We start from the raw sequence: 18,216 nt of genomic DNA on the forward strand, positions 1-18,216 counted from the left end.
CCCTCATGGTGGACAAACAGGCAGAACTCCGCGGCCCCGAAGCACCCGGCCGGGACGGCGGGCGGCCGCCCTCCCCCGGCGTCGCACCGTGGTTGATGAGCGCCGCCGTCGCACTTGCCGTCCTGCTCACGGCCGCCAGCCTGCACGGGGTCCTCGAGGGGTGGAGCTGGCTGTTCCAAGCCGCCGTGACGGTCTGTTGCACCGAGGCGGGCACCGGGCTGGCCCGCCGGCTGGACTGGTCGGCGCTGGCCGGGGCCCTGCTGGGACTGACCGGGCTGGTGATGTCGGTCACGGCGATGTTTTTGGCGCCGACCGGTTTCCTGGGCGTGATCCCCGGCCCCGGCACGTTCGCTGCCCTGGATCCCATGATGGAGGAAGCCCGGGACACCGTTGTCTCGCAGGTCGCTCCGGTGCTGGTCAACGACGGCATCGCGCTGGCGGCGTGCGTGGGAGTGGGGCTGATCGCCCTGCTGGTGGATACGCTGGCGGTTCCGCTGCAGATGCCCGCCATCAGCGGACTGGGACTGCTGGGCCTGGCCATCGTTCCGGCCATCATCAAACCGAACAGCATTGGAGCGGCGGGTTTCCTGGCCGCCGCGGCGGGCTATCTGCTGCTGCTGGGCTGCGCCCAATGGCTGGCCGCCGGGGGCAGCGGCAGGGGCCGGCTGGCCTCCGTCGAGCAGATCCGCCGCGCCTCCGGCATAGCGGCGGCCGGTCTCGCGGTCTCGCTGGTGCTCCCGCTGGCCATCCCGGGCTTCACGTCCGGATTGTTCCCGGAGGGTTCGCGGCTGAATTGGGGTGCGCCGACCGGCCTCAATCCGGTGGTGAGCCTGGGCGACAACCTCCGGCGGCCCGGCGCCTTCGGCAGGATGACCTATGCCACCGATGCGGAGGAACCGCTCTACCTGCGCTCGGTCACGCTGGAGAACCTTACCGGCGCGCGCTGGAGCCCGAGCGACTTCGACGGCCACCGCCGCACCGGCATCGACGAACTCGGGGTGCCGAGCGTGCGGAACCTGCTGGCCGATGGAGAGGTGACCACCACGCGGATCAGTACGGCATCCTTCACCAGCCCCTGGCTGCTGGCCCCTTACGCTCCGGCGAGCGTCTCGGGCGTCCGAGGCAAGTGGAGCTGGGATCCCCGCACGCTCAACATCCGCGGCGAGTCCGGCACCACCACCGCGAACCAGGAGTACGAAGTCCGCAGCGTCAGGCCGGCGCTGACGAGGGAAGCGCTGCGGGCTTCGGAGCCGTCGAGCAATCCCGTCGTCGATCCCGTCTTCTCCGAGCTCCCGGACAGCATGCCCGGCATCATCGCGGACACCACAGCGACCGTGCTGGAGGGTCTGGAGAATCCGTACGAGCAGGCCATGGCCATCCAGACGTACCTTCGGACATCCGGGTTCGTGTACTCGGAACAGGCGCCGGTCGACGGCGGCTACGACCAGAGCGGTTTCGAGGTCGTGGCAGCGTTCCTGGAGGAAAAGTCCGGCTACTGCATCCACTACGCCGCGACGATGGCGATCATGGCCCGGATCGCGGGCATCCCCAGCCGGATGGCGGTCGGCTATGCTCCGGGGCGTCCCACCGGTGCGGTCTTTGACGACGGTGCCGGCGGGGAACTGGAGGAATTCGAGATTGATTCCCGCGACGCCCATTCCTGGCCGGAACTCTACTTCAGCGGAATTGGCTGGGTCACCTTCGAGCCCACGCCGTCACGGGGAGTGCTGCCACCCTACGCCCGGCCCGAAGGCGCCGGCGGCCCGGTGCTTCCCAACGACGACCCGCTCAGGCCGGCGGGGCCGCCTCCGGCCGCCACCGACGACCCCGGAGATCCGGCTGCCTCGGGCGCCGGTCCCGCGGGCGAAGACATGCTCTCGCAACGGCTGTGGTCGGCGGCAGCCGCGGCCATGCTGCTGGCCCTCCTGTTGACGCCGCTGGTGCTGCGCCGCCGGCGTACCGGCTGGCGCAGGGCCGCGCTGGCCGGAGGAGGCGGGAGGGCCGCCGTGGCCACGTGGGCGGAAGCCGTGGATACCGCGGAAGACCTCGGCTGGGCGGCCGCGGCAACGGAAACACCCAGGGCCTTCCAGCAGCGCCTCGACGACGCCGGCGTGGTCACCGGGAAATCTTCTGCCGCCTTGGCGCGGCTGCGGGCCGGCTACGAGCGGGCCGCCTATGCGGCTCCGGAGACACCGGCACCGGGCGGCGCCGAAACCGCCCGGTGGTCCGATGTGGAAACCGTCAAAAACCGGCTCCTGGAGCGGGCCGGATGGCGGCGACGCCTGGCCGGGCTGTTTTGGCCGGCGTCGCTGTTCCGCCGCCGGCCGCCCGGTGAGGACGGCCGGTCGGCGGATCGGACCTACCGGGCGTAGGGGTCCGCGATGCCGATGTACTGGACGCTGGTGTACTCGTCCAGGCCTTCCGCGCCGCCCTCGCGGCCCATTCCGGACTGCTTCACTCCGCCGAACGGGGCGGCGGCGTTGGAGATCACGCCGGCATTGTAGCCCACCAGGCCGAATTCGATCTGCTCGGAGACGCGGAACATGCGGTTCACGTCGCGCGAGTAGATGTAGGAGGCGAGGCCGTACTCGGTGGCGTTGGCCAAGGCGATGGCCTGCTCTTCGGTTTCGAACGTGGTCACCGGGGCCACCGGGCCGAAGATTTCGCTCTGCAGGATATCGGCGTCGTTCGGAACGTTGGACAGCACGGTCGGCTGGTAGAAGTAGCCGTCGCCTTCCACGGGCCCGCCGCCGGTGCTGACGGTTGCGCCCGCTTCCACGGCGGCGGTCACCAGGGCATGCACGTCCTCGCGAGCGCCACCATCGATCAGCGGGCCCACCGTGGTGTCCGCTTCGGTGCCGCGGCCCGGCTTGAGGGCCTTCATGGCGTTGGCGAACTTGGTGGTAAATTCCTCGGCCACGGAGGCCTGGACCAGGAAGCGGTTGGCGGCCGTGCAGGCCTCGCCCATGTTGCGCATCTTGGCGGCCATGGCTCCCTCGACGGCCTTGTCCAGGTCGGCGTCTTCGAACACGATGAACGGGGCGTTGCCGCCGAGCTCCATCGAGGTCCGCAGGACATTGTCCGCGGCGTCCTTGAGCAGCTGCTTACCCACCGGCGTGGAGCCGGTGAAGGAAACCTTGCGCAGGCGGGAGTCCTGCATCAGCGGCCCGGAGATGCCGGAAGCGCTCTTGGAGGAGACCACGTTCAGCACTCCTGCGGGGAGGCCGGCCTCCATCATGGTCTGGGCGAAGAGCTGGCTGGTCAGCGGGGTGAGCTTGGCGGGCTTGAGCACCATGGTGCAGCCGGCGGCTACGGCCGGACCGACCTTGCGGGTAGCCATGGCGAGCGGGAAGTTCCACGGGGTGATCAGCAGGCAGGGGCCGACCGGCTTGCGCTGGACCAGGATCTTGTTCTTGCCCTCCGGCGTGGTCAGGTAGCGGCCATAGTCGCGGACGGCCTCCTCGGAGAACCAGCGCAGGAATTCGGCGCCATAGGCCACCTCGCCGCGGGATTCGGCCAGCGGCTTGCCCATTTCCATGGTCATCAGCAGGGCGAAATCCTCGGAGCGCTCGGTCACCAGATCGAAGGCGCGGCGGAGAATCTCGGCGCGCTGGCGCGGAGCCGTGCGGGCCCAGGCTGCCTGCGCGCTGTCTGCGGCGTCGAGGGCTGCGAGCGCGTCCTCGCTGGTGGCCGAGGCCAAGGTGGCCAGCACCTTGCCGGTGGCGGGGTCGTGGACGTCGAAGGTCCCGCCGTCGGAGGCGTCGCGCCATTCGCCGTTGATCAGCAGGCCGGTGGGTACTTTGGCGAGCAGTTCTGCTTCGCGGGCTGCGGTTTCAGCCATGGCGGTGCCTCCAAGTGTTCGGGATTGAGTCCGTGGGCACAGTTGCCCGGTTTCCTTCACGGTAGGGGTTCCGCTTCACAGGTGTAAATGCGAAGGTGCACTACGTTCCACGGTCCCTACTGTGCAGATCGACAATACCAATCCGGCGGCCGGGGTCAGGTCACAGAGCGCGCAGATTACGACACCCCAGGCCGCCGCTTGCACCTGCATCGGCCAAGGATCAGCGCCCGCCGCCGGTCCGGGTGGCCAGGACCGCGGCGTAGAGCTCGCGCTTGCTCACCCGGGCATCGGCCGCGACGGCGGCCACCGCGTCCTTGAGCCGGGCACCCTGCGAAACCAACGCGTTGACGCCTTCCACGTGGTCTTCGGGCTGTTCAGGTGCCGCTTCCGGCGCACCGGCAACCACCACGGCGATCTCGCCGCGCACCTCATGGGTTTCCGCCCACTCCAGCAGTTCGCGGACCGGACCGCGCAACACTTCTTCATGCAGCTTGGTCAGCTCTCGGCATACCGAGGCGCGGCGGTCCGGGCCGAACCCGGCATCGAGCGCCCGCAGCATGGCCGCCAACCGGTGCGGCGCCTCGAAGAAGACCATTGTCCGCCGCTCGGCGGCGAGCTCCGCCAGCCGCGCAGCGCGCTCACCCTGCTTGCGGGGCAGGAAGCCCTCGAAGGTGAAGCGGTCGGTGGGCAGGCCGGACAGCGCCAGCGCCGTGAGCACGGCCGAGGGCCCGGGCACGGCAGTTACCAGCAGGCCTTCCGCCACGGCCGCCTCCACCAACCGGAAACCGGGATCCGAGACCGCCGGCATGCCGGCGTCGGTCACCATCACCAGGGTGCTGCCGGCACGGACCAGTTCCAGCAAGTCGGGGGTACGGGCCGCCTCGTTGTGCTCGTGGTAGCTGATGATCCGGCCGGCGGCCGTGATGCCCAGCAGTTGCAGCAGTTTGTGCAGCCGGCGGGTGTCTTCGGCGGCGACTACATCGGCGGTTTGGAGCAACTCGACCAGCCGCGGCGAGGCGTCCCCGACGTTCCCGATCGGCGTTCCGGCCAACACGATCTGCCCTGCCTGCCGCCCTGCCGGGGCGCCCCGTTCCTGCTCATTCACATGGACAACCCTACCTGCGGCGTTCGCCTCTTTCACCGGCGGCTTATATAGAGTCGGTATGTGCCCCACTGCAGCGAGGACCGCCCTTCGGCAGCCGACGTCCCGGCTCGTGGCCTCGCGCACCCCTGCACCTACCGGTCGGTAACATGATGGCCGTGACCCGAACCGCATCCCGGCCGGCTGCGGCTGCCCGGCGCGGCCACTGGCTGGAGTCCCCGGGATGGGCGTTCAGCGAGGCGGTGCTGCGCCGGCGGCTGCTCGGACTTCCGGCCCCGTTCGGCCTCTGGGCCTGGCTGCTTCCCGTGCTCACGGCCGTCCTCGGCGGGGTCTTGCGCTTCTACCGCTTGGGTGAACCGGGTTCGCTGGTATTCGACGAAACCTACTACGTCAAGGATGCCTACTCCTACCTGCAGTCCGGCTACGAACGCGAATGGCCCAAAGACGCCAACGACTCCTTCAACGCGGGCAATCCGGATGTCCTGCTCGATACCCCCGAATATGTGGTGCACCCGCCCGTCGGCAAGTGGATGATCGCCGCGGGCATGTGGCTTTTCGGATCCGACAACGGTTTCGGCTGGCGTTTCGGCGCCGCGCTCACCGGCACGCTGTCCATCCTGATGATCGCCCTGATCGCGCAGGCATTGTTCAAGTCGCCGGCACTGGGCGGGGTCGCCGGCTTACTGACGGCCATCGACGGGCACCATCTGGTCCACTCCCGGACGGCTTTGCTGGACGTCTTCCTCATGTTCTGGGTGGTCGCCGCGTTCGGCGCGCTCCTGCTGGACCGCGTCGACGGACGGCGCCGGCTGGCCGCGAAGATCGCCCGGCAGGCAGGCCCCTCCGGGATGCCGCGCCCTGCCCGGCTGCTGTACGGCCCGTGGGTACTCTGGCGGCCGTGGCGGCTGGCGGCGGGTGTCTGCCTCGGGCTGGCCGTGGGCACCAAGTGGTCGGCACTGGCGTTCGTCGCGGTGTTTGGCCTGATGTGCGTGTTCTGGGACCTTGGCGCCCGGCGTGCCGCGGGGATCAGGGAGTGGTTCTCCGCAGGCGTGATCCGCGACGGGGTGCCGGCCTTCTTCACCATGATCCCGGCTGCGGCGGTGACCTATCTGGCGACCTGGACGGGCTGGCTGCGCTCGGACGGTGCGTACGACCGACACTGGGCGGCGTCGAACCCGTCCGCGACCTGGGGCTGGCTGCCGGACTGGCTGCGCTCGCTGGCCGAGTACCACCGCAGCGCCTACACCTTCCACAGTGGCCTGGATTCCGAGCACCCGTACGAATCCAACGCCTGGACCTGGTTGTTCATGGGCCGCCCGACGTCGTTCTACTACCATGCCGAGGAGGCCGGCCAGGGCGCCTGCCGGGCGGCCACACGCTGCTCCGAGGCGGTCACTGTGGTCGGCAACCCGCTCGTCTGGTGGGCTGCTGCTGCCTCGCTGCTGGTGCTGCTCTTCTACTGGGCCGGGCGGCGGGACTGGCGTGCGGGTGCGGTGCTGGCGGGCGTCGCGGCCGGCTACCTGCCGTGGTTCCTCTACCCCGACCGGACCACGTTCTTCTTCTACGCGATCTCCTTCCAGCCGTTCCTGGTGCTGGCCCTGACCTACGTGCTCGGGCTGGCGTTGGGCCGGCCGACGGATCCGCCGTGGCGCCGGCGCCAAGGTGTGCTGGTGGTAGGGCTCTTCGTGGCGGCGGCGCTCCTGGTGTCGGCGTTCTTCCTGCCGGTCTGGACCGCAGAGATGATCGGCTACGACCAGTGGCGCTGGCGGATGTGGATGCCAAGTTGGATTTGATGCAGGCAAGACGACACGACTTTTACCGGATTCAGAAAGTGGGCACGACGTGCGCGAAGCAGTAACCGAAGTCCTGGCGGCGATGCCGGCCGGGTCGAACATTACGGACATCCTGGTGGCCCAGCATCAGCGCGACCCGCAGCGGGCGCTCTACGCGGTCAAGCGCAACGGAGCCTGGTCCGATGTTCCGGCCGCCGAGCTCCTGGCTCAGGTCAGCGCCGTGGCCAAGGGCCTGATGGCCTCGGGCATCGAAGCCGGAGACACCATTGCCGTGATGTCCAAGACCCGGTTCGAGTGGACGGTGGTGGATTTGGCCGGCTGGTTCGCCGGCGCGGTGGTGGTTCCGATCTACGAGACGTCGTCCCCGCACCAGGTGCAGTGGATCCTGCAGGACTCGGCGGCGAAACTGGTGTTCGCCGAGGACGCCGCCAAGGCCGCCGTGGTGCGCCAGGCCATGTCCGGGCTGCCGGCCGGGATCCCGGTGTGGCAGCTGGACGGGGAGGCCGATGGGCTGGCTGAGCTCGAGGCCCGTGGAACCGCCGTCACCGACGAGGAACTTGAACTGCGCCGGACCTCCCGGGGCATGCACGACGCGGCCTCGCTGGTCTATACCTCGGGCACCACCGGGCGGCCGCGCGGCTGCATCATCACCCATGGCAACTTCGCGGAACTGGCGGTCAACACCGTGGAGTTCCTGGCGGACATCCTCAAGCGTCCGGACGCAAAATCGCTGATGTTCCTGCCGCTGGCCCACGTGTTGGCCCGGGCCGTGCAGGTGATCTGCCTGACCGCCGGAGTGAAGATGGGCCACACCTCAAGCATGGCCGAGTTGATCGAGGACCTGGGCACCTACCAGCCCACGTTCCTGCTGGTGGTTCCGCGTGTGTTCGAAAAGGTTTACGCCACCGCCCGGCAGAAAGCGCACGACGGCGGCAAAGGCAGGATTTTCGACGCGGCGGCGCGGACAGCGGTTGCCTATTCACGGGCACGGGATGCGCAGGCACGCGGCACCGGCGCCGGGCCCGGCCTGGCGCTCAAGGCCCGGCACGCCGTGTTCGACAGGCTCGTCTACGGAAAGCTGCGCGCGGCGTTCGGCGGGCACGTGGAGTACACCGTCTCCGGCGCTTCGGCACTGAATCCGAAGCTCGCGCACTTCTTCACCGGCATCGGCGTGCCGGTGCTGGAAGGATACGGACTGACCGAATCCACCGCCCCTGCAGCGGTGAACCTGCCCCGGGCCAACCGGATCGGCACCGTGGGACTGCCGTTGCCGGGCACCACCATCAGAATCGCCGACGACGGCGAGGTCCTGATCAAGGGAATCGGCATCACCCCCGGCTACCACAATAACGACGACGCCAATGCCGAGTACTTCCGGGACGGCTTCTTGTGCACGGGGGACGTCGGCACGTTGGACGACGACGGCTACCTCACCATCACCGGCAGGAAAAAGGAGCTGCTGGTAACGGCAGCCGGCAAGAATGTTGCTCCGGGTCCGTTGGAGGACGCGTTGCGCGAACACCGGCTCGTGTCGCAGGCGGTAGTGGTCGGCGAGGGACGCCCGTTCGTCGGGGCCCTGGTCTGCCTGGATGAAGAGGGCTTGGCCGGCTGGCTTGCGTCGGCCGGCCGCGGCCCGGTCAGCGTGGCCGATGCCGCGGAAGACCCGGCGGTCCTGGCCGAGCTGCAGCAAGCCGTGGACCAGGCCAATCAGTTGGTCTCGCGGGCCGAGCAGATCCGGAAGTTCGCGGTTCTGGGACAGGACCTCACCGAGGCCTCCGGGCACCTGACGCCGTCGCTGAAGCTCAAGCGCGTCACCGTGCTGGAAGACTTCGCCGGCGAGATCGAATCACTGTACCGCTAGGGCCTGCAGCTCAGTCCTGCCCGCGGGCGAGCAGGAGTTCGTGCCGGCGGCGCCGTTCTTCGGCGGCCGCGGCGCTCCGGTTCCGGCGCCCGCGGGTCGGCCAGGTCAGGGCGAGCACCAGCGAGGAGATCATCAGCACCAGCAGAGCGATGACGATTCCGGCGTCCATCCAGAACTGTGCGGGGAACAGACGGATCAAGGTGTCGTCCACGAAGAAGGTCCAGGTGCCGTCGGCAAAGAAGATCCGGTGGAACTCGGTGAAGAACTGCTGCCAGTTGAGCGCCCCCAGGACGCCCAGCAGCAGGACCAGGATCAGCGTTGCGGCGGAACCGGCGAACAGGCCGCGCCGGATGCCTCCGTGGTAGCGGCGGGCCAGGTAGACCACTGCGACGACGGCCAGGAGCAGCAGGACCGCCCCGGCAATCATGGCCGCGAGGAACACGCCCTTCACGTCGGCCATGTGGCTGACCTCGGAGTCCAGAAACAGGCTGCCGCCGTTGGGGCCGGGGAGGTCCCCCAGGTACTGCGGGCCGGCGAAATTCAGCAGGTAGTCCACCGCATAGGAGCCGTAGGTCATCCGCTCCTCGGTGCTGAAGCCAAAGCTGTCTGCCGGGAACCCGGGACGGTGGTACTCGACCCAGAGGAACAGCGGCGTGGCCACGAGCCGGATGGCCCCGATGATCAGGAGCGGCGGGAACAGCACCGCCAGCACCACCTGCAGGATTCGTCCGGCCAGCGGTTTGGCGTTCATGGCCTCGTCGCGTTCGGTGGTGCGCCGGACAACCTCCGAACGCGGCGGGCGTACCGAGAGCGCACCGGTCGCCGGGTTCGCGTCGCTGCCGCCGGCAGCTGCGGCGGTGCCGGCGGGCGGCACTGGTGGGCGCGCCGGCAGGGGCTTCGGGGCAGCCGGGCCCTGGCCGACCGCGGCGGCTGTGCCGGCCTTCCGGGGCCCTCCGCCCGGAGCGGCAGCCGCTGCTCCGGCGGGATCCGGCCGTCCGGCCGCGGAACTGCCGGCGGCACCGTCGGCCGCCGCCGGGGCTCCGGTCCGGGCGGCCTCTGCAGCGGCACCATCTCCCCCTGCGGCCGGCGCGGCGGCGTCGAGGTGGGCGGGCCCGTCGCTCCGGGGTTTCGTTCCGGCGCCGTCCGGAGCACCGCCGTCGCGCGCGGTGCCCTGGCCGTCTGACACGGCGCTCAGATCCGGCAGCCTGCTGGGCCGGCGCATGGGAAGCGGGTTGGCGCCGTCCCGGAACCGACCGTTGACCGCAGGGACCGGAGGCGCCGGAGCGCGCTCGGGTTCAATGCCAGGGCCTTCTCCCGGCGCTGTCCGTGCCCTGCGTTCGTCTCCGCCGGGGTTCACCTCTTCGACTGCCACGTCCGTCGCCTCTTTCTGTACCGCTGGCCTCTCTGCCTATGAGACTACCGCCGGCCGGCGACGCTTCACGGTTGCCACCCCGGGGCGGCCCACCCGGCCATCGCCGGTTTGGCCGCGGCCGGCCCGGTCGCAGCTACCCGGTGGCGGCGGCCTCGCCGGCGTCGAACCGGCCCAGGTCGCCGCGCTCCCCCGCCAGGTAGGCCCGCCGGCCCACCACAAGGGTGTAGATCCAGTAGGCGGCCAGCACCAGTACGCCGATGCCCAGGCGCAGCCAGTCCGGCAGCGCGCTGGGGGTCACGAAGCCCTCGACCAGGCCGGAGATCAGGAGGACCAGGACCAGCCCCAGGGCAACGGTGATCAGCGACCTGCCTTCCCTGGCCAGCGATGCGGCGCGGGTGAGCCGGCCGGGCGAGACCCAGGACCAGAAGATCCGCAGGCCGGCGGCTCCGGCAATGAAGATTGCGGTCATTTCCATCAGCCCGTGCGGCAAAATATAGATGAAGAAGACGTCCAGCCGGTCGTAGGCGGCCATCATCCCGCCCGCCATGCCCACGCCTTGGGCGTTCATGAACAGGATGTACGGCACCCATAGTCCGGTCACTCCGAAGGCCACCGCCTGCGCGGCGATCCAGGCGTTGTTGGTCCACACCATGCCGGCGAACGAGGCGTTGGGATTCTCCGAGTAGTAATTGACGAAGTCCTCATCCACGTACTGCCGGATCTCCTCGTTGGACCCCATCGCCTTGATCACGTCGGGGTTTCCCGCCACCCAGGCACCGAACAGCCAGGCGACCAGGATGAACAGGGCGCCGATGGCCACGGTCAGCCAGCGCAGGCGGTAGAACGCGGCCGGCAGGGACAACACGAAGAACTCCGCCACGTCCCGGGCGAAGTTGGAGCGCGCCCCCGTGAACCGCGTCCGGGCGCGCGACAGCCGGGTGGAGAGGGCCGCCGACAGTTGGCCCTCGGCGGCGACCGACCGGATCATCGACAAGTGGGTCGACGTGCGCCGGTAGAGCACGAGCAGTTCATCCGCCTCGGCGCCGGTGAGCTTGCGTTTGGCGCTCAGTTCGTCCAGCCGCTGCCAATCGTGCTCATGCACCGCGGCGAAGGCATCGATATCCACGCCACTAGCCTATCCGTCGCGCGTCCAAGCTCCCGGCGGCGCCCGGCCGGATACCTCGGATCGATAGAGTGGAACCGGGCGCGGCACAGACCGCCCGGGAAAGGGATCCGATGAGCAACGTCATCACCGGCGAGGCGGTAGTGCTGGAACTGCGGCCGGCGTCGTTCGGCGTCCGGGCGCTGAGCTCGATCATCGATGTGGTGGCCAACGTGATCCTGCTGATCGCCGCCTTCGTGCTGCTGGCGGAAACCCTGGAGGTCGGGTTCGACGCCGCGGCCGCCCGGGCGCTGGTCATCGCGGTGGTGCTGTTCTTCCTGGTCGGCGTGCCCATCGCCGTGGAAACGCTCACCCGCGGCAAGTCGCTGGGACGCTGGATCATGGGGCTGCGGATCGTGCGTGACGATGGCGGTGCCATCCGCTTCCGGCATGCGCTCATCCGCGGCCTCGTGGCTGTCTTCGAACTGTACATCCTGCTCGGTTCCGTGGCCTTCATGGTGGCCCTGTTCAACGACAGGTCCAAGCGCCTCGGCGACCTGCTCGCGGGCACCTACAGCATGCGGGAACGCGTCGCAGTCATGCCGAAGATCCTGCCGGAAATTCCCCCGCAGCTGGCCCCCTGGGTGAAGCTCGCGGACATGGGGCGGCTGCCGGAACCGCTGGCCCGCCGGATTGTCCAGTTCCTCTCCCAGGCGCCCAAGATGATTCCGGCGTCCCGCGCGCGGTTGGCCACGGCCCTGGCCAACGAGGCCTCCGGCTATGTCTCTCCCCCGCCGCCGGCGGGGACGCCGCCGGAGATGTATCTGCTGGCAGTGATGGCCGAACGGCGCGAACGCGACTTTGCCCGGCTGGCCCGGCAGCAGGAACGCGCCGCCGAGCGCGGCGCCCGGCTGCATTCCCTGCCCTTCCGGGACTAGGAGCGGCCGCACGGACCGGCCGGCCGGGCGGACCGCGGGACAGCTAGCTCTTGTCCTGCGACGTCCAGGTCTTCCAATCCACGTTCCAGTCCCCGAAACCGTCCGTCGGATCCAGGAACCCGCCGTCGGTATTGCGGATATCCACGATGTCCCCGGTCCGCATGGTCTCGTAGAAGTACCGGGCGCCGGCTTCGGACATGCCCACGCAGCCGTGCGAAATGTTGCGCACGCCCAGGGCCGAGGGGTCGAGGGTTGTGTGGACGAATTCGCCGCTGTTGCTCAACCGGCTGGCGTACTTGGCGTCGAACGGCTCGTACCAGTCCGGGTCTCCCGGTTTGAGCCCGATGCTGCGCGGGTTGAACGGAAGCGACTCATGCATGTCCATGATCGGGTGGATGCCCTTGCTGGACGGCCAGTTCGGGTCGCCCAGAGTCACCGGGAAGGTTTTGGCCAGCTCACCGCCCACGTAGATCTTCATGGTCTTGGTCTTGTTGTCCACGATCGCCCTGCGGTCATCGAGGATGTTGACGGTGATCTTCTCGTCGTTCATCCCGACCATGTTGTTGCCGAACTCCACGCCGAACAGTTTCATGTCCACTGTCACGGTGCTGTTCGGTTCCCAGTATCTTTCGGCACGGAAGCGGGCCTTGGTGTCCGAGTACCAGTAGAACTCGCCCTTCTGCCCGGCGGAGGTGGTGATGGAGATGGCCTTCTCCACCGCTTCCTTGTTCAGCACGGGTTCACTGAAATTGAACTCCAGCGGCTGGGCGATGCCCACGCTCTGTCCGTCCAGCGGGTACATCCAGCCGTCGGCCTGGTTGGGTGCCAACACGGTGGTGAAGCTCTGCTGCTTGGCGGTCTCGGTGCCGGCGCGGTCCACGAGCGTGTAGCTGAAGTCGTATTCGGTCAGGAAGTCCAGGCGTTCCGTTGCCTTCCAGACGCTGCCGTCTGCGGACAGTTCGCCGGCGATCGGTTCGCCGCCCTCCGCCGGCGTTAACACCACATCCTTGATGGAGGCGTTCTTGGCGGTGATGGTGGCCACGGTGGCCGGATTGACTTCCACGGCTTTGTCTTCCGGGGTGACTCCGACCGACATCGCCTTGACGACCGGCTCCGCGAAGCCCTGCCGCTCGGCCGGCGCGGCGGCGAACACCCGTCCCAGCTGGGAGGCGAAAGTCGGCGACGCCATGGCCGCTGCCGTGACGGCCGCGGCGGCTGCCACCAGCACTCCGATGATGCACAGCAGGGCAATCTTGAGGCCCTTGCGCTTCTTTTTTTCCTCAGTCATCCCAACCCAACTCACGAGACCTCGGCGGCACCTGATCGCCGCTGAAGGGCACAGCAGCACCCTGCTTCCATCGTAGGGCGCGCGGCGCCGAAGGGACGTGTTATTGCGGGCGGGTCCGCCCAACAATCCGGTAACCATTAACCGGCCGGCCAACGGCGGGGGCGGAGGCGCCGCCCGCCGTTAGCCGTCCGGACCCGATCAGTAGCGGTAATGGTCCGGCTTGTACGGGCCGGCGACGTTCACGCCCAGGTACTCGGCCTGTTCCTTGTTCAGTTCGGTGAGTTCGACGCCGAGCGCGCCCAGGTGCAGCCGGGCTACCTTCTCATCGAGCACCTTCGGCAGCACGTAGACCTGGTTGGCGTATTCGGGCTCGCCGGTGGCCGAGCCCTCGGCCGGCTTGCCGTGCTTGGTGAACAGCTCGATCTGCGCAATGGTCTGGTTGGCGAAGGAGTTGCTCATCACGAACGAAGGGTGCCCGGTGGCGTTGCCCAGGTTCAGCAGGCGGCCCTCGGAGAGCACGATGATGGAGCGTTCGGTCGCCAGGCCGGCATCGAAGACCCATTCGTGGACCTGCGGCTTGATCTCGACCTTCCGGACGCCCTGGACGTTGGCCAGGCCTGCCATATCGATTTCATTGTCGAAGTGGCCGATGTTGCCCACGATCGCCTTGTCGCGCATCTTCACCATGTCGGACGCCATGATGACGTCCTTGTTGCCGGTCGTGGTGATGAAGATGTGGCCCTCGCCGACGACCTTGTCCAGGGTGGTGACCTGGTAGCCGTCCATCGCGGCCTGCAGGGCGCAGATCGGGTCGATCTCGGTGACGACGACGCGGGCGCCCTGGCCGCGCAGCGCCTCGGCCGCGCCCTTGCCGACGTCGCCGTAACCGCAGACCACGGCGGTCTTGCCGCCCATCAAAACGTCGGTGGCCCGGTTGATGCCGTCCGGCAGCGAATGGCGGATGCCGTACTTGTTGTCGAACTTGGACTTGGTCACCGCGTCGTTGACGTTGATCGCCGGGAACAGCAGCTGGCCCTGCTCCGCCAGCTGGTAGAGCCGGTGCACGCCGGTGGTGGTTTCCTCGGTGACGCCGCGGATGCCGGCGGCGACCCGGGTGAACTTCTGCGGGTCCTTGGCCAGCGAGGCGCGCAGCACGTCCAGGATGATCGTGTACTCGTGCGGGTCGTCGGCGGTGGCCGAGGGAACGGCACCGGCGGCTTCGAATTCGACGCCCTTGTGCAGCAGCAGGGTGGCATCGCCGCCGTCGTCCAAAATCATGTTCGGCCCCAGCTCGGGGTTCTCGGCGGCACCCGGCCAGGTCAGGATCTGCTCCGCCGTCCACCAGTATTCTTCGAGCGTTTCGCCCTTCCAGGCGAAAACCGGAACGCCCTGCGGCTCTTCCGGCGTGCCCTTGCCCACCACGACGGCGGCGGCGGCCTCGTCCTGGGTGGAGAAGATGTTGCAGGAGGCCCAGCGGACCTCGGCTCCGAGTGCGGTCAGGGTTTCGATCAGGACCGCGGTCTGCACCGTCATGTGCAAGGAACCGGCGATCCGGGCCCCGGCCAGGGGCTGGGCCTCGCCGAACTCTGCGCGCAGTGCCATCAAACCCGGCATCTCGTGCTCCGCCAAGCGGATCTGGTGGCGGCCGGCGGCTGCCAGCGAGAGGTCCTTGACCTTGTAATCGAACGTCACAGTCATGCTCCTAAGCGTCAGCGGGGCCGTCATGGGGGGAAGCAGCGGCGCCGTCGTTGGTTGAATCAAGGGCGCCGGCGGCCGGGGCGGCGTGCGGCAGCAGCACCGGGATGCCGTCTTCGATCCGGTAGCGCAGCCGCGCTCCGTCGGCGGTGCGGCCGGTCGAGACCAGCTCGTCGCCCTCCTGGGCCAGTGATGAACCGGTAGCCGGACAGCGCAAAACCGCCAGCAGTTCGGGGGTCAGATGTGCCATGCAATGGTGTCCTTTGATCTCCAGCAGCTTCGGCTGCGTCCGCTTCCGGCGGCGCGGGGCTTCGCCACGGACGGCAGGTTGCCGGCACGGCGGGCTGCCCGCCTCCCAGCGTATCGCCCTATGGTTGTCCGCGCAGAACGCGCAGGTGCCCGCGCCGGGTGCCGGCAGCACCTGCTGGAGGCTCCAACGGCTCGCGCTGGCCGCGCGGCTGGGGCACCTCGTCGGCTGCCTCCGGTGTGCGGGCGGCCTCGCGCACGGCGTCGGCCAAGGCCAACAGGTCGTCGGGGTTGGGGACCGGCGCCTGCTCCGGCAGGGCCAACCGCATGACTTCCCAGCCGCGGGGCACGGTCAGCCGTCCGGCGTGCTCGGCACACAGGTCGTAGCAGTGTGGCTCCGCGTAGGTCGCCAGCGGGCCCAGGACGGCAGTGGAATCCGCATACACGTATGTCAAAGTAGCGATGGCCGACCGTTGACAGGCCGAGCGTGAACATTGACGAAAGGATCCCACGAGAGAGCATCCTACTCCCGGCCTCCCTCCTTCCGGACCACCGGCGCGGGCCGGTGAAGAAAAGATTTGGTCACAATCGGGTCGCCCGGACGCTGCTCCCCCGGACGCTCCGGCGCACCGGCTGCGGGGGCCGGGTGCCTTATTCCGGTTCCCGGGCTTAAAGTCGGTATATGGACAACGGACCATCACTGACCCTCTCGCTGGATAGCGACGGCGGTGGCTGGCGCCGTCCGTTTGCCGCACGACGCCGGAACCGCCGCGGCCGCGGGCTGCGCGGCGACCTGCTGCCCGCCAACCTGCCCGGCCATCTGACCAGGTCGGAACAGTTCGAGCAGTGGGTCTCGGAGTCCGCCGAGCGGCTGGCGTACTTCTGGGGCGAGCGGGTCGAAGCAGCCCAATTCGTGGTCGAAGACATTCCGCCCCGCCTCGAGGAGCTGCTGGCCCGCGGCCAGGCCGCGCCGCTGGGCAGCTTCACTCCGGCCTCGCCGGGCCGCCCGGCCGTGGTGACTGTGTTCCGGCAGCCGGTCCAGACGGCGGCCCGGCTGCGGGCCGAGCTTCCGGAGCTCATCCACGATGTGGTGGTGGAGCAGACCGCGCAACTGCTGAACATGGCACCGGAAGCGGTTGACCCCGGCTACGGCCGGACCCGCCCCTGATCGGGCGTTACGGTCCAGGCGCCCCGTCGTCCTAGTACCCGATATCGACCGGCACCGCGGTCTGCGCCTGCGTCCCGGCGGGCACCGGCAGGACCGCAATATCGGGTGCACCGCCGTCGGTCAGGACCTGGGCACCGTAGACGGCTTCGCCGGAGGCGCTGATCAACAGGGCCGCAGCGTCGGTGACGTCGGCCTTGGGATCCAGGGTCACGGTGGTTCCGGCGGGGACGCTGACCACCTGCTTCTCCCCCGGTTTGCCTTTGAGATCCACCGGAGTAATTTCCACCGTGGCGTCCCCGGACGGCGCGCTGAAGGCCATCCTGGAGCTGACACCGCCCGGCACGACGGCCAGATGGTTGCTGCCGAGGCGGCCGGCGGCAGGTGACCACCCGAAGTCCACCGGTTCGCCCGTCTCGGTTGCCCTGCTGACCCGTGCGGCGGCAGCGATGGACACGTCGGCGCTGATTTCGACGGAATACGTGCCGGCGGGCAGGGACTCCAGCGGCACCCTGGTGACGCTGCCGGCCGCCGCGGTGATGACGCCGCCGCCCGGGAGGCCGACCGGCCCGTCCGAACCGAACACGCGCACTTCCAGGACCGCGTCGGTCACGCCGGGCACCGCCACCTCCAGCGCCGGCGCGGCGTTCCCGTAACCGTCCTGGCCCCGGATCGCCCGTGCCAGTTTCTCGTCCTGGACGGTGATTCCCGTGACCACCTGGCGCGTTCCGGCCGGGGCAGACGCCTGCAGCAACTCGACGCCGCCGGGGGTCAGCTGACGCAGGATGCTCTGCTGGATGAAGCCGGTCACCGGGCCGCCGGAGGACTGGACGCGCACGGCCAGTGATTCCTGGTTCGCGGCCACGCCCGCCAGCACGATGGAACGCGACTCCCCCGGAGCGACCAGCAGCCCGCGGGTGCCCGGAGCCTGGATCTGCCCCTCGGAAGAGATTAGTTCGAGGTCGACCGAGGACGGTGTCTGGGAACTGTTGTGCAGTTTCAACACGGAGGTGGTTCCCACGGTGGTGGAGGCGCCGAGCAGCCAGAAGTCATTGGCAGGGGCCATGCAGTTGGCCGCGGCCAGTCCGCGCAGGTCGCCGTCGGAGGCACGGTAGGTCATGGCCGCACCGGCCAGCGCCGTGGACTCCCCCATCGGGGCGGCCCGCAGCACGGTGGGGGCGGACAGGTCCTGTCCGGACACCACGGACGCCACCATCTTGGTCTCGCCGGAGGACTTTTCCGTTGGTTCGGCGATGCGCGCAAGCGGAGTGCCCGCTCCCAGTTCCGTCAGTTCGCTGCCGGGGACGTTGCCGCCGAGGTCGCTGAGCACCAGGGCCCTGGCCCTGGTCTGCGCCGTGGTGGAGACCGGGCTGAACTGGGGATCGGTGTCTTCGGCGGCAGTATCGAGCAGCCGGAGAGGCTCCGGGCAGACGGCGGTGTAGTCTCCGGCCGGAACGGCGGCGGACACGGGCGGGCGCTCGGCTGCCGCGCCCGGCACGTCCAGCAGGCTGCCGGCCGCTACCGCCGCTCCGGTCAGCAGCAGAAGGCCCGCTCCGGAGACGGCGCCCAGCGTCCGCCGCCCGCCGCCGCCCTTGGGCGTGCCGCTTGCGGTGGAACTGCCGGAGCGTGCGGTCGCCTTGCCGGCAGCGGCATCGCGTGTGCGGTCCCGCCGCGCAGCCCGCTTGGCGGCCTTGCGGTCAACCGGCTGATCCGGCTCGGCCTTGCGGTCAACCGGCTGATCCGGCTCGGCCTTGCGGTCAACCGGCTGATCCGGCTCGGCCTTGCGGTCAACCGGCTGATCCGGCTCGGCCTT

The 18,216-nt window shown here is 69.2% G+C and carries 14 protein-coding genes; 5 read left to right on the plus strand and 9 right to left on the minus strand.

Translation table 11 applies throughout. The annotated features are described in order from the left end of the window. Positions 1–5: 5 nt before the first annotated feature. Entirely contained in the window at positions 6–2,372 is a 2,367-nt protein-coding gene (locus AC5RUK_RS13250) for a transglutaminase TgpA family protein (RefSeq protein ID WP_494152447.1), read from the plus strand. On the opposite strand, the gene AC5RUK_RS13255 is transcribed toward AC5RUK_RS13250, so the two are convergent. Both AC5RUK_RS13255 and rsmI read right to left on the minus strand, forming a co-directional pair. After that, positions 2,360–3,841, minus strand: coding sequence for an NAD-dependent succinate-semialdehyde dehydrogenase (locus AC5RUK_RS13255; protein ID WP_494108070.1), 1,482 nt, complete (start codon positions 3,839–3,841; stop codon positions 2,360–2,362). The two genes, AC5RUK_RS13250 and AC5RUK_RS13255, sit on opposite strands and share 13 nt — an antisense overlap. A 220-nt stretch (positions 3,842–4,061) precedes the next feature. After that, complete coding sequence (gene rsmI / locus AC5RUK_RS13260) at positions 4,062–4,946, minus strand: 16S rRNA (cytidine(1402)-2'-O)-methyltransferase (RefSeq protein WP_494152435.1); 885 nt, start codon at positions 4,944–4,946, stop codon at positions 4,062–4,064. Positions 4,947–5,092: 146 nt separating this feature from the next. On the opposite strand from rsmI, the gene AC5RUK_RS13265 reads away from it, so the two are divergent. Next, on the plus strand, positions 5,093–6,736 hold the full coding sequence (locus AC5RUK_RS13265; protein WP_494108072.1) for a dolichyl-phosphate-mannose--protein mannosyltransferase: 1,644 nt from the start codon (positions 5,093–5,095) through the stop codon (positions 6,734–6,736). A 49-nt stretch (positions 6,737–6,785) separates the two neighbouring features. Continuing rightward, on the plus strand, positions 6,786–8,597 hold the full coding sequence (locus AC5RUK_RS13270) for an AMP-dependent synthetase/ligase (protein WP_494108073.1): 1,812 nt from the start codon (positions 6,786–6,788) through the stop codon (positions 8,595–8,597). Positions 8,598–8,607: 10 nt separating this feature from the next. Here AC5RUK_RS13270 and AC5RUK_RS13275 read toward each other — a convergent pair whose 3' ends face one another. Continuing rightward, positions 8,608–9,969, minus strand: coding sequence for a TIGR01906 family membrane protein (locus tag AC5RUK_RS13275; RefSeq protein WP_494152436.1), 1,362 nt, complete (start codon positions 9,967–9,969; stop codon positions 8,608–8,610). A 133-nt stretch (positions 9,970–10,102) separates the two neighbouring features. Then, positions 10,103–11,095, minus strand: coding sequence for a stage II sporulation protein M (locus tag AC5RUK_RS13280; RefSeq protein WP_494152437.1), 993 nt, complete (start codon positions 11,093–11,095; stop codon positions 10,103–10,105). A 110-nt stretch (positions 11,096–11,205) separates the two neighbouring features. Between AC5RUK_RS13280 and AC5RUK_RS13285 the strand changes: the two genes are divergently transcribed. Continuing rightward, positions 11,206–12,009 (plus strand): RDD family protein, encoded by an 804-nt coding sequence (locus AC5RUK_RS13285; protein WP_493987948.1) that lies wholly within the window; start codon positions 11,206–11,208, stop codon positions 12,007–12,009. A gap of 43 nt (positions 12,010–12,052) precedes the next feature. On the opposite strand, the gene AC5RUK_RS13290 is transcribed toward AC5RUK_RS13285, so the two are convergent. The 4 genes from AC5RUK_RS13290 to AC5RUK_RS13305 all read right to left on the minus strand — a co-directional run bounded on the left by AC5RUK_RS13290 (position 12,053) and on the right by AC5RUK_RS13305 (position 15,750). Then, positions 12,053–13,297 carry a L,D-transpeptidase gene (locus tag AC5RUK_RS13290; RefSeq protein ID WP_494152438.1) on the minus strand — a complete coding sequence of 415 codons (1,245 nt, stop codon included), beginning with the start codon at positions 13,295–13,297 and terminating at the stop codon, positions 12,053–12,055. A gap of 198 nt (positions 13,298–13,495) precedes the next feature. Then, positions 13,496–14,989 carry an adenosylhomocysteinase gene (gene ahcY / locus AC5RUK_RS13295; RefSeq protein WP_494152448.1) on the minus strand — a complete coding sequence of 498 codons (1,494 nt, stop codon included), beginning with the start codon at positions 14,987–14,989 and terminating at the stop codon, positions 13,496–13,498. A 10-nt stretch (positions 14,990–14,999) separates the two neighbouring features. Continuing rightward, positions 15,000–15,242, minus strand: a complete 243-nt coding sequence (locus tag AC5RUK_RS13300) for a Trm112 family protein (RefSeq protein ID WP_494152439.1) — start codon at positions 15,240–15,242, stop codon at positions 15,000–15,002. 118 nt (positions 15,243–15,360) lie between these two features. Then, positions 15,361–15,750: a DUF3499 domain-containing protein gene (locus tag AC5RUK_RS13305; RefSeq protein ID WP_493987945.1), complete on the minus strand. Its 390-nt coding sequence runs from the start codon at positions 15,748–15,750 to the stop codon at positions 15,361–15,363. Between the two features lie 170 nt (positions 15,751–15,920). Here AC5RUK_RS13305 and AC5RUK_RS13310 point away from each other — a divergent pair, with 170 nt between their 5' ends. Beyond that, positions 15,921–16,406, plus strand: a complete 486-nt coding sequence (locus tag AC5RUK_RS13310) for a metallopeptidase family protein (RefSeq protein WP_493987944.1) — start codon at positions 15,921–15,923, stop codon at positions 16,404–16,406. 31 nt (positions 16,407–16,437) lie between these two features. On the opposite strand, the gene AC5RUK_RS13315 is transcribed toward AC5RUK_RS13310, so the two are convergent. Then, positions 16,438–18,216, minus strand: a 1,779-nt coding sequence (locus AC5RUK_RS13315) for a DUF5719 family protein (RefSeq protein WP_494152440.1), incomplete at its 5' end; no start/stop codon positions are given.

This window comes from Arthrobacter sp. Y3223065, assembly GCF_059090885.1.

Coding starts and splice junctions, on each gene's coding strand:
- AC5RUK_RS13300 (WP_494152439.1), bottom strand. CDS start 15,242: ATGGCACATCTGACCCCCGAACTGCTGGCGGTTTTGCGCTGTCCGGCT.
- AC5RUK_RS13290 (WP_494152438.1), bottom strand. CDS start 13,297: ATGACTGAGGAAAAAAAGAAGCGCAAGGGCCTCAAGATTGCCCTGCTG.
- AC5RUK_RS13265 (WP_494108072.1), top strand. CDS start 5,093: ATGATGGCCGTGACCCGAACCGCATCCCGGCCGGCTGCGGCTGCCCGG.
- AC5RUK_RS13285 (WP_493987948.1), top strand. CDS start 11,206: ATGAGCAACGTCATCACCGGCGAGGCGGTAGTGCTGGAACTGCGGCCG.
- AC5RUK_RS13310 (WP_493987944.1), top strand. CDS start 15,921: ATGGACAACGGACCATCACTGACCCTCTCGCTGGATAGCGACGGCGGT.
- AC5RUK_RS13255 (WP_494108070.1), bottom strand. CDS start 3,841: ATGGCTGAAACCGCAGCCCGCGAAGCAGAACTGCTCGCCAAAGTACCC.
- AC5RUK_RS13250 (WP_494152447.1), top strand. CDS start 6: ATGGTGGACAAACAGGCAGAACTCCGCGGCCCCGAAGCACCCGGCCGG.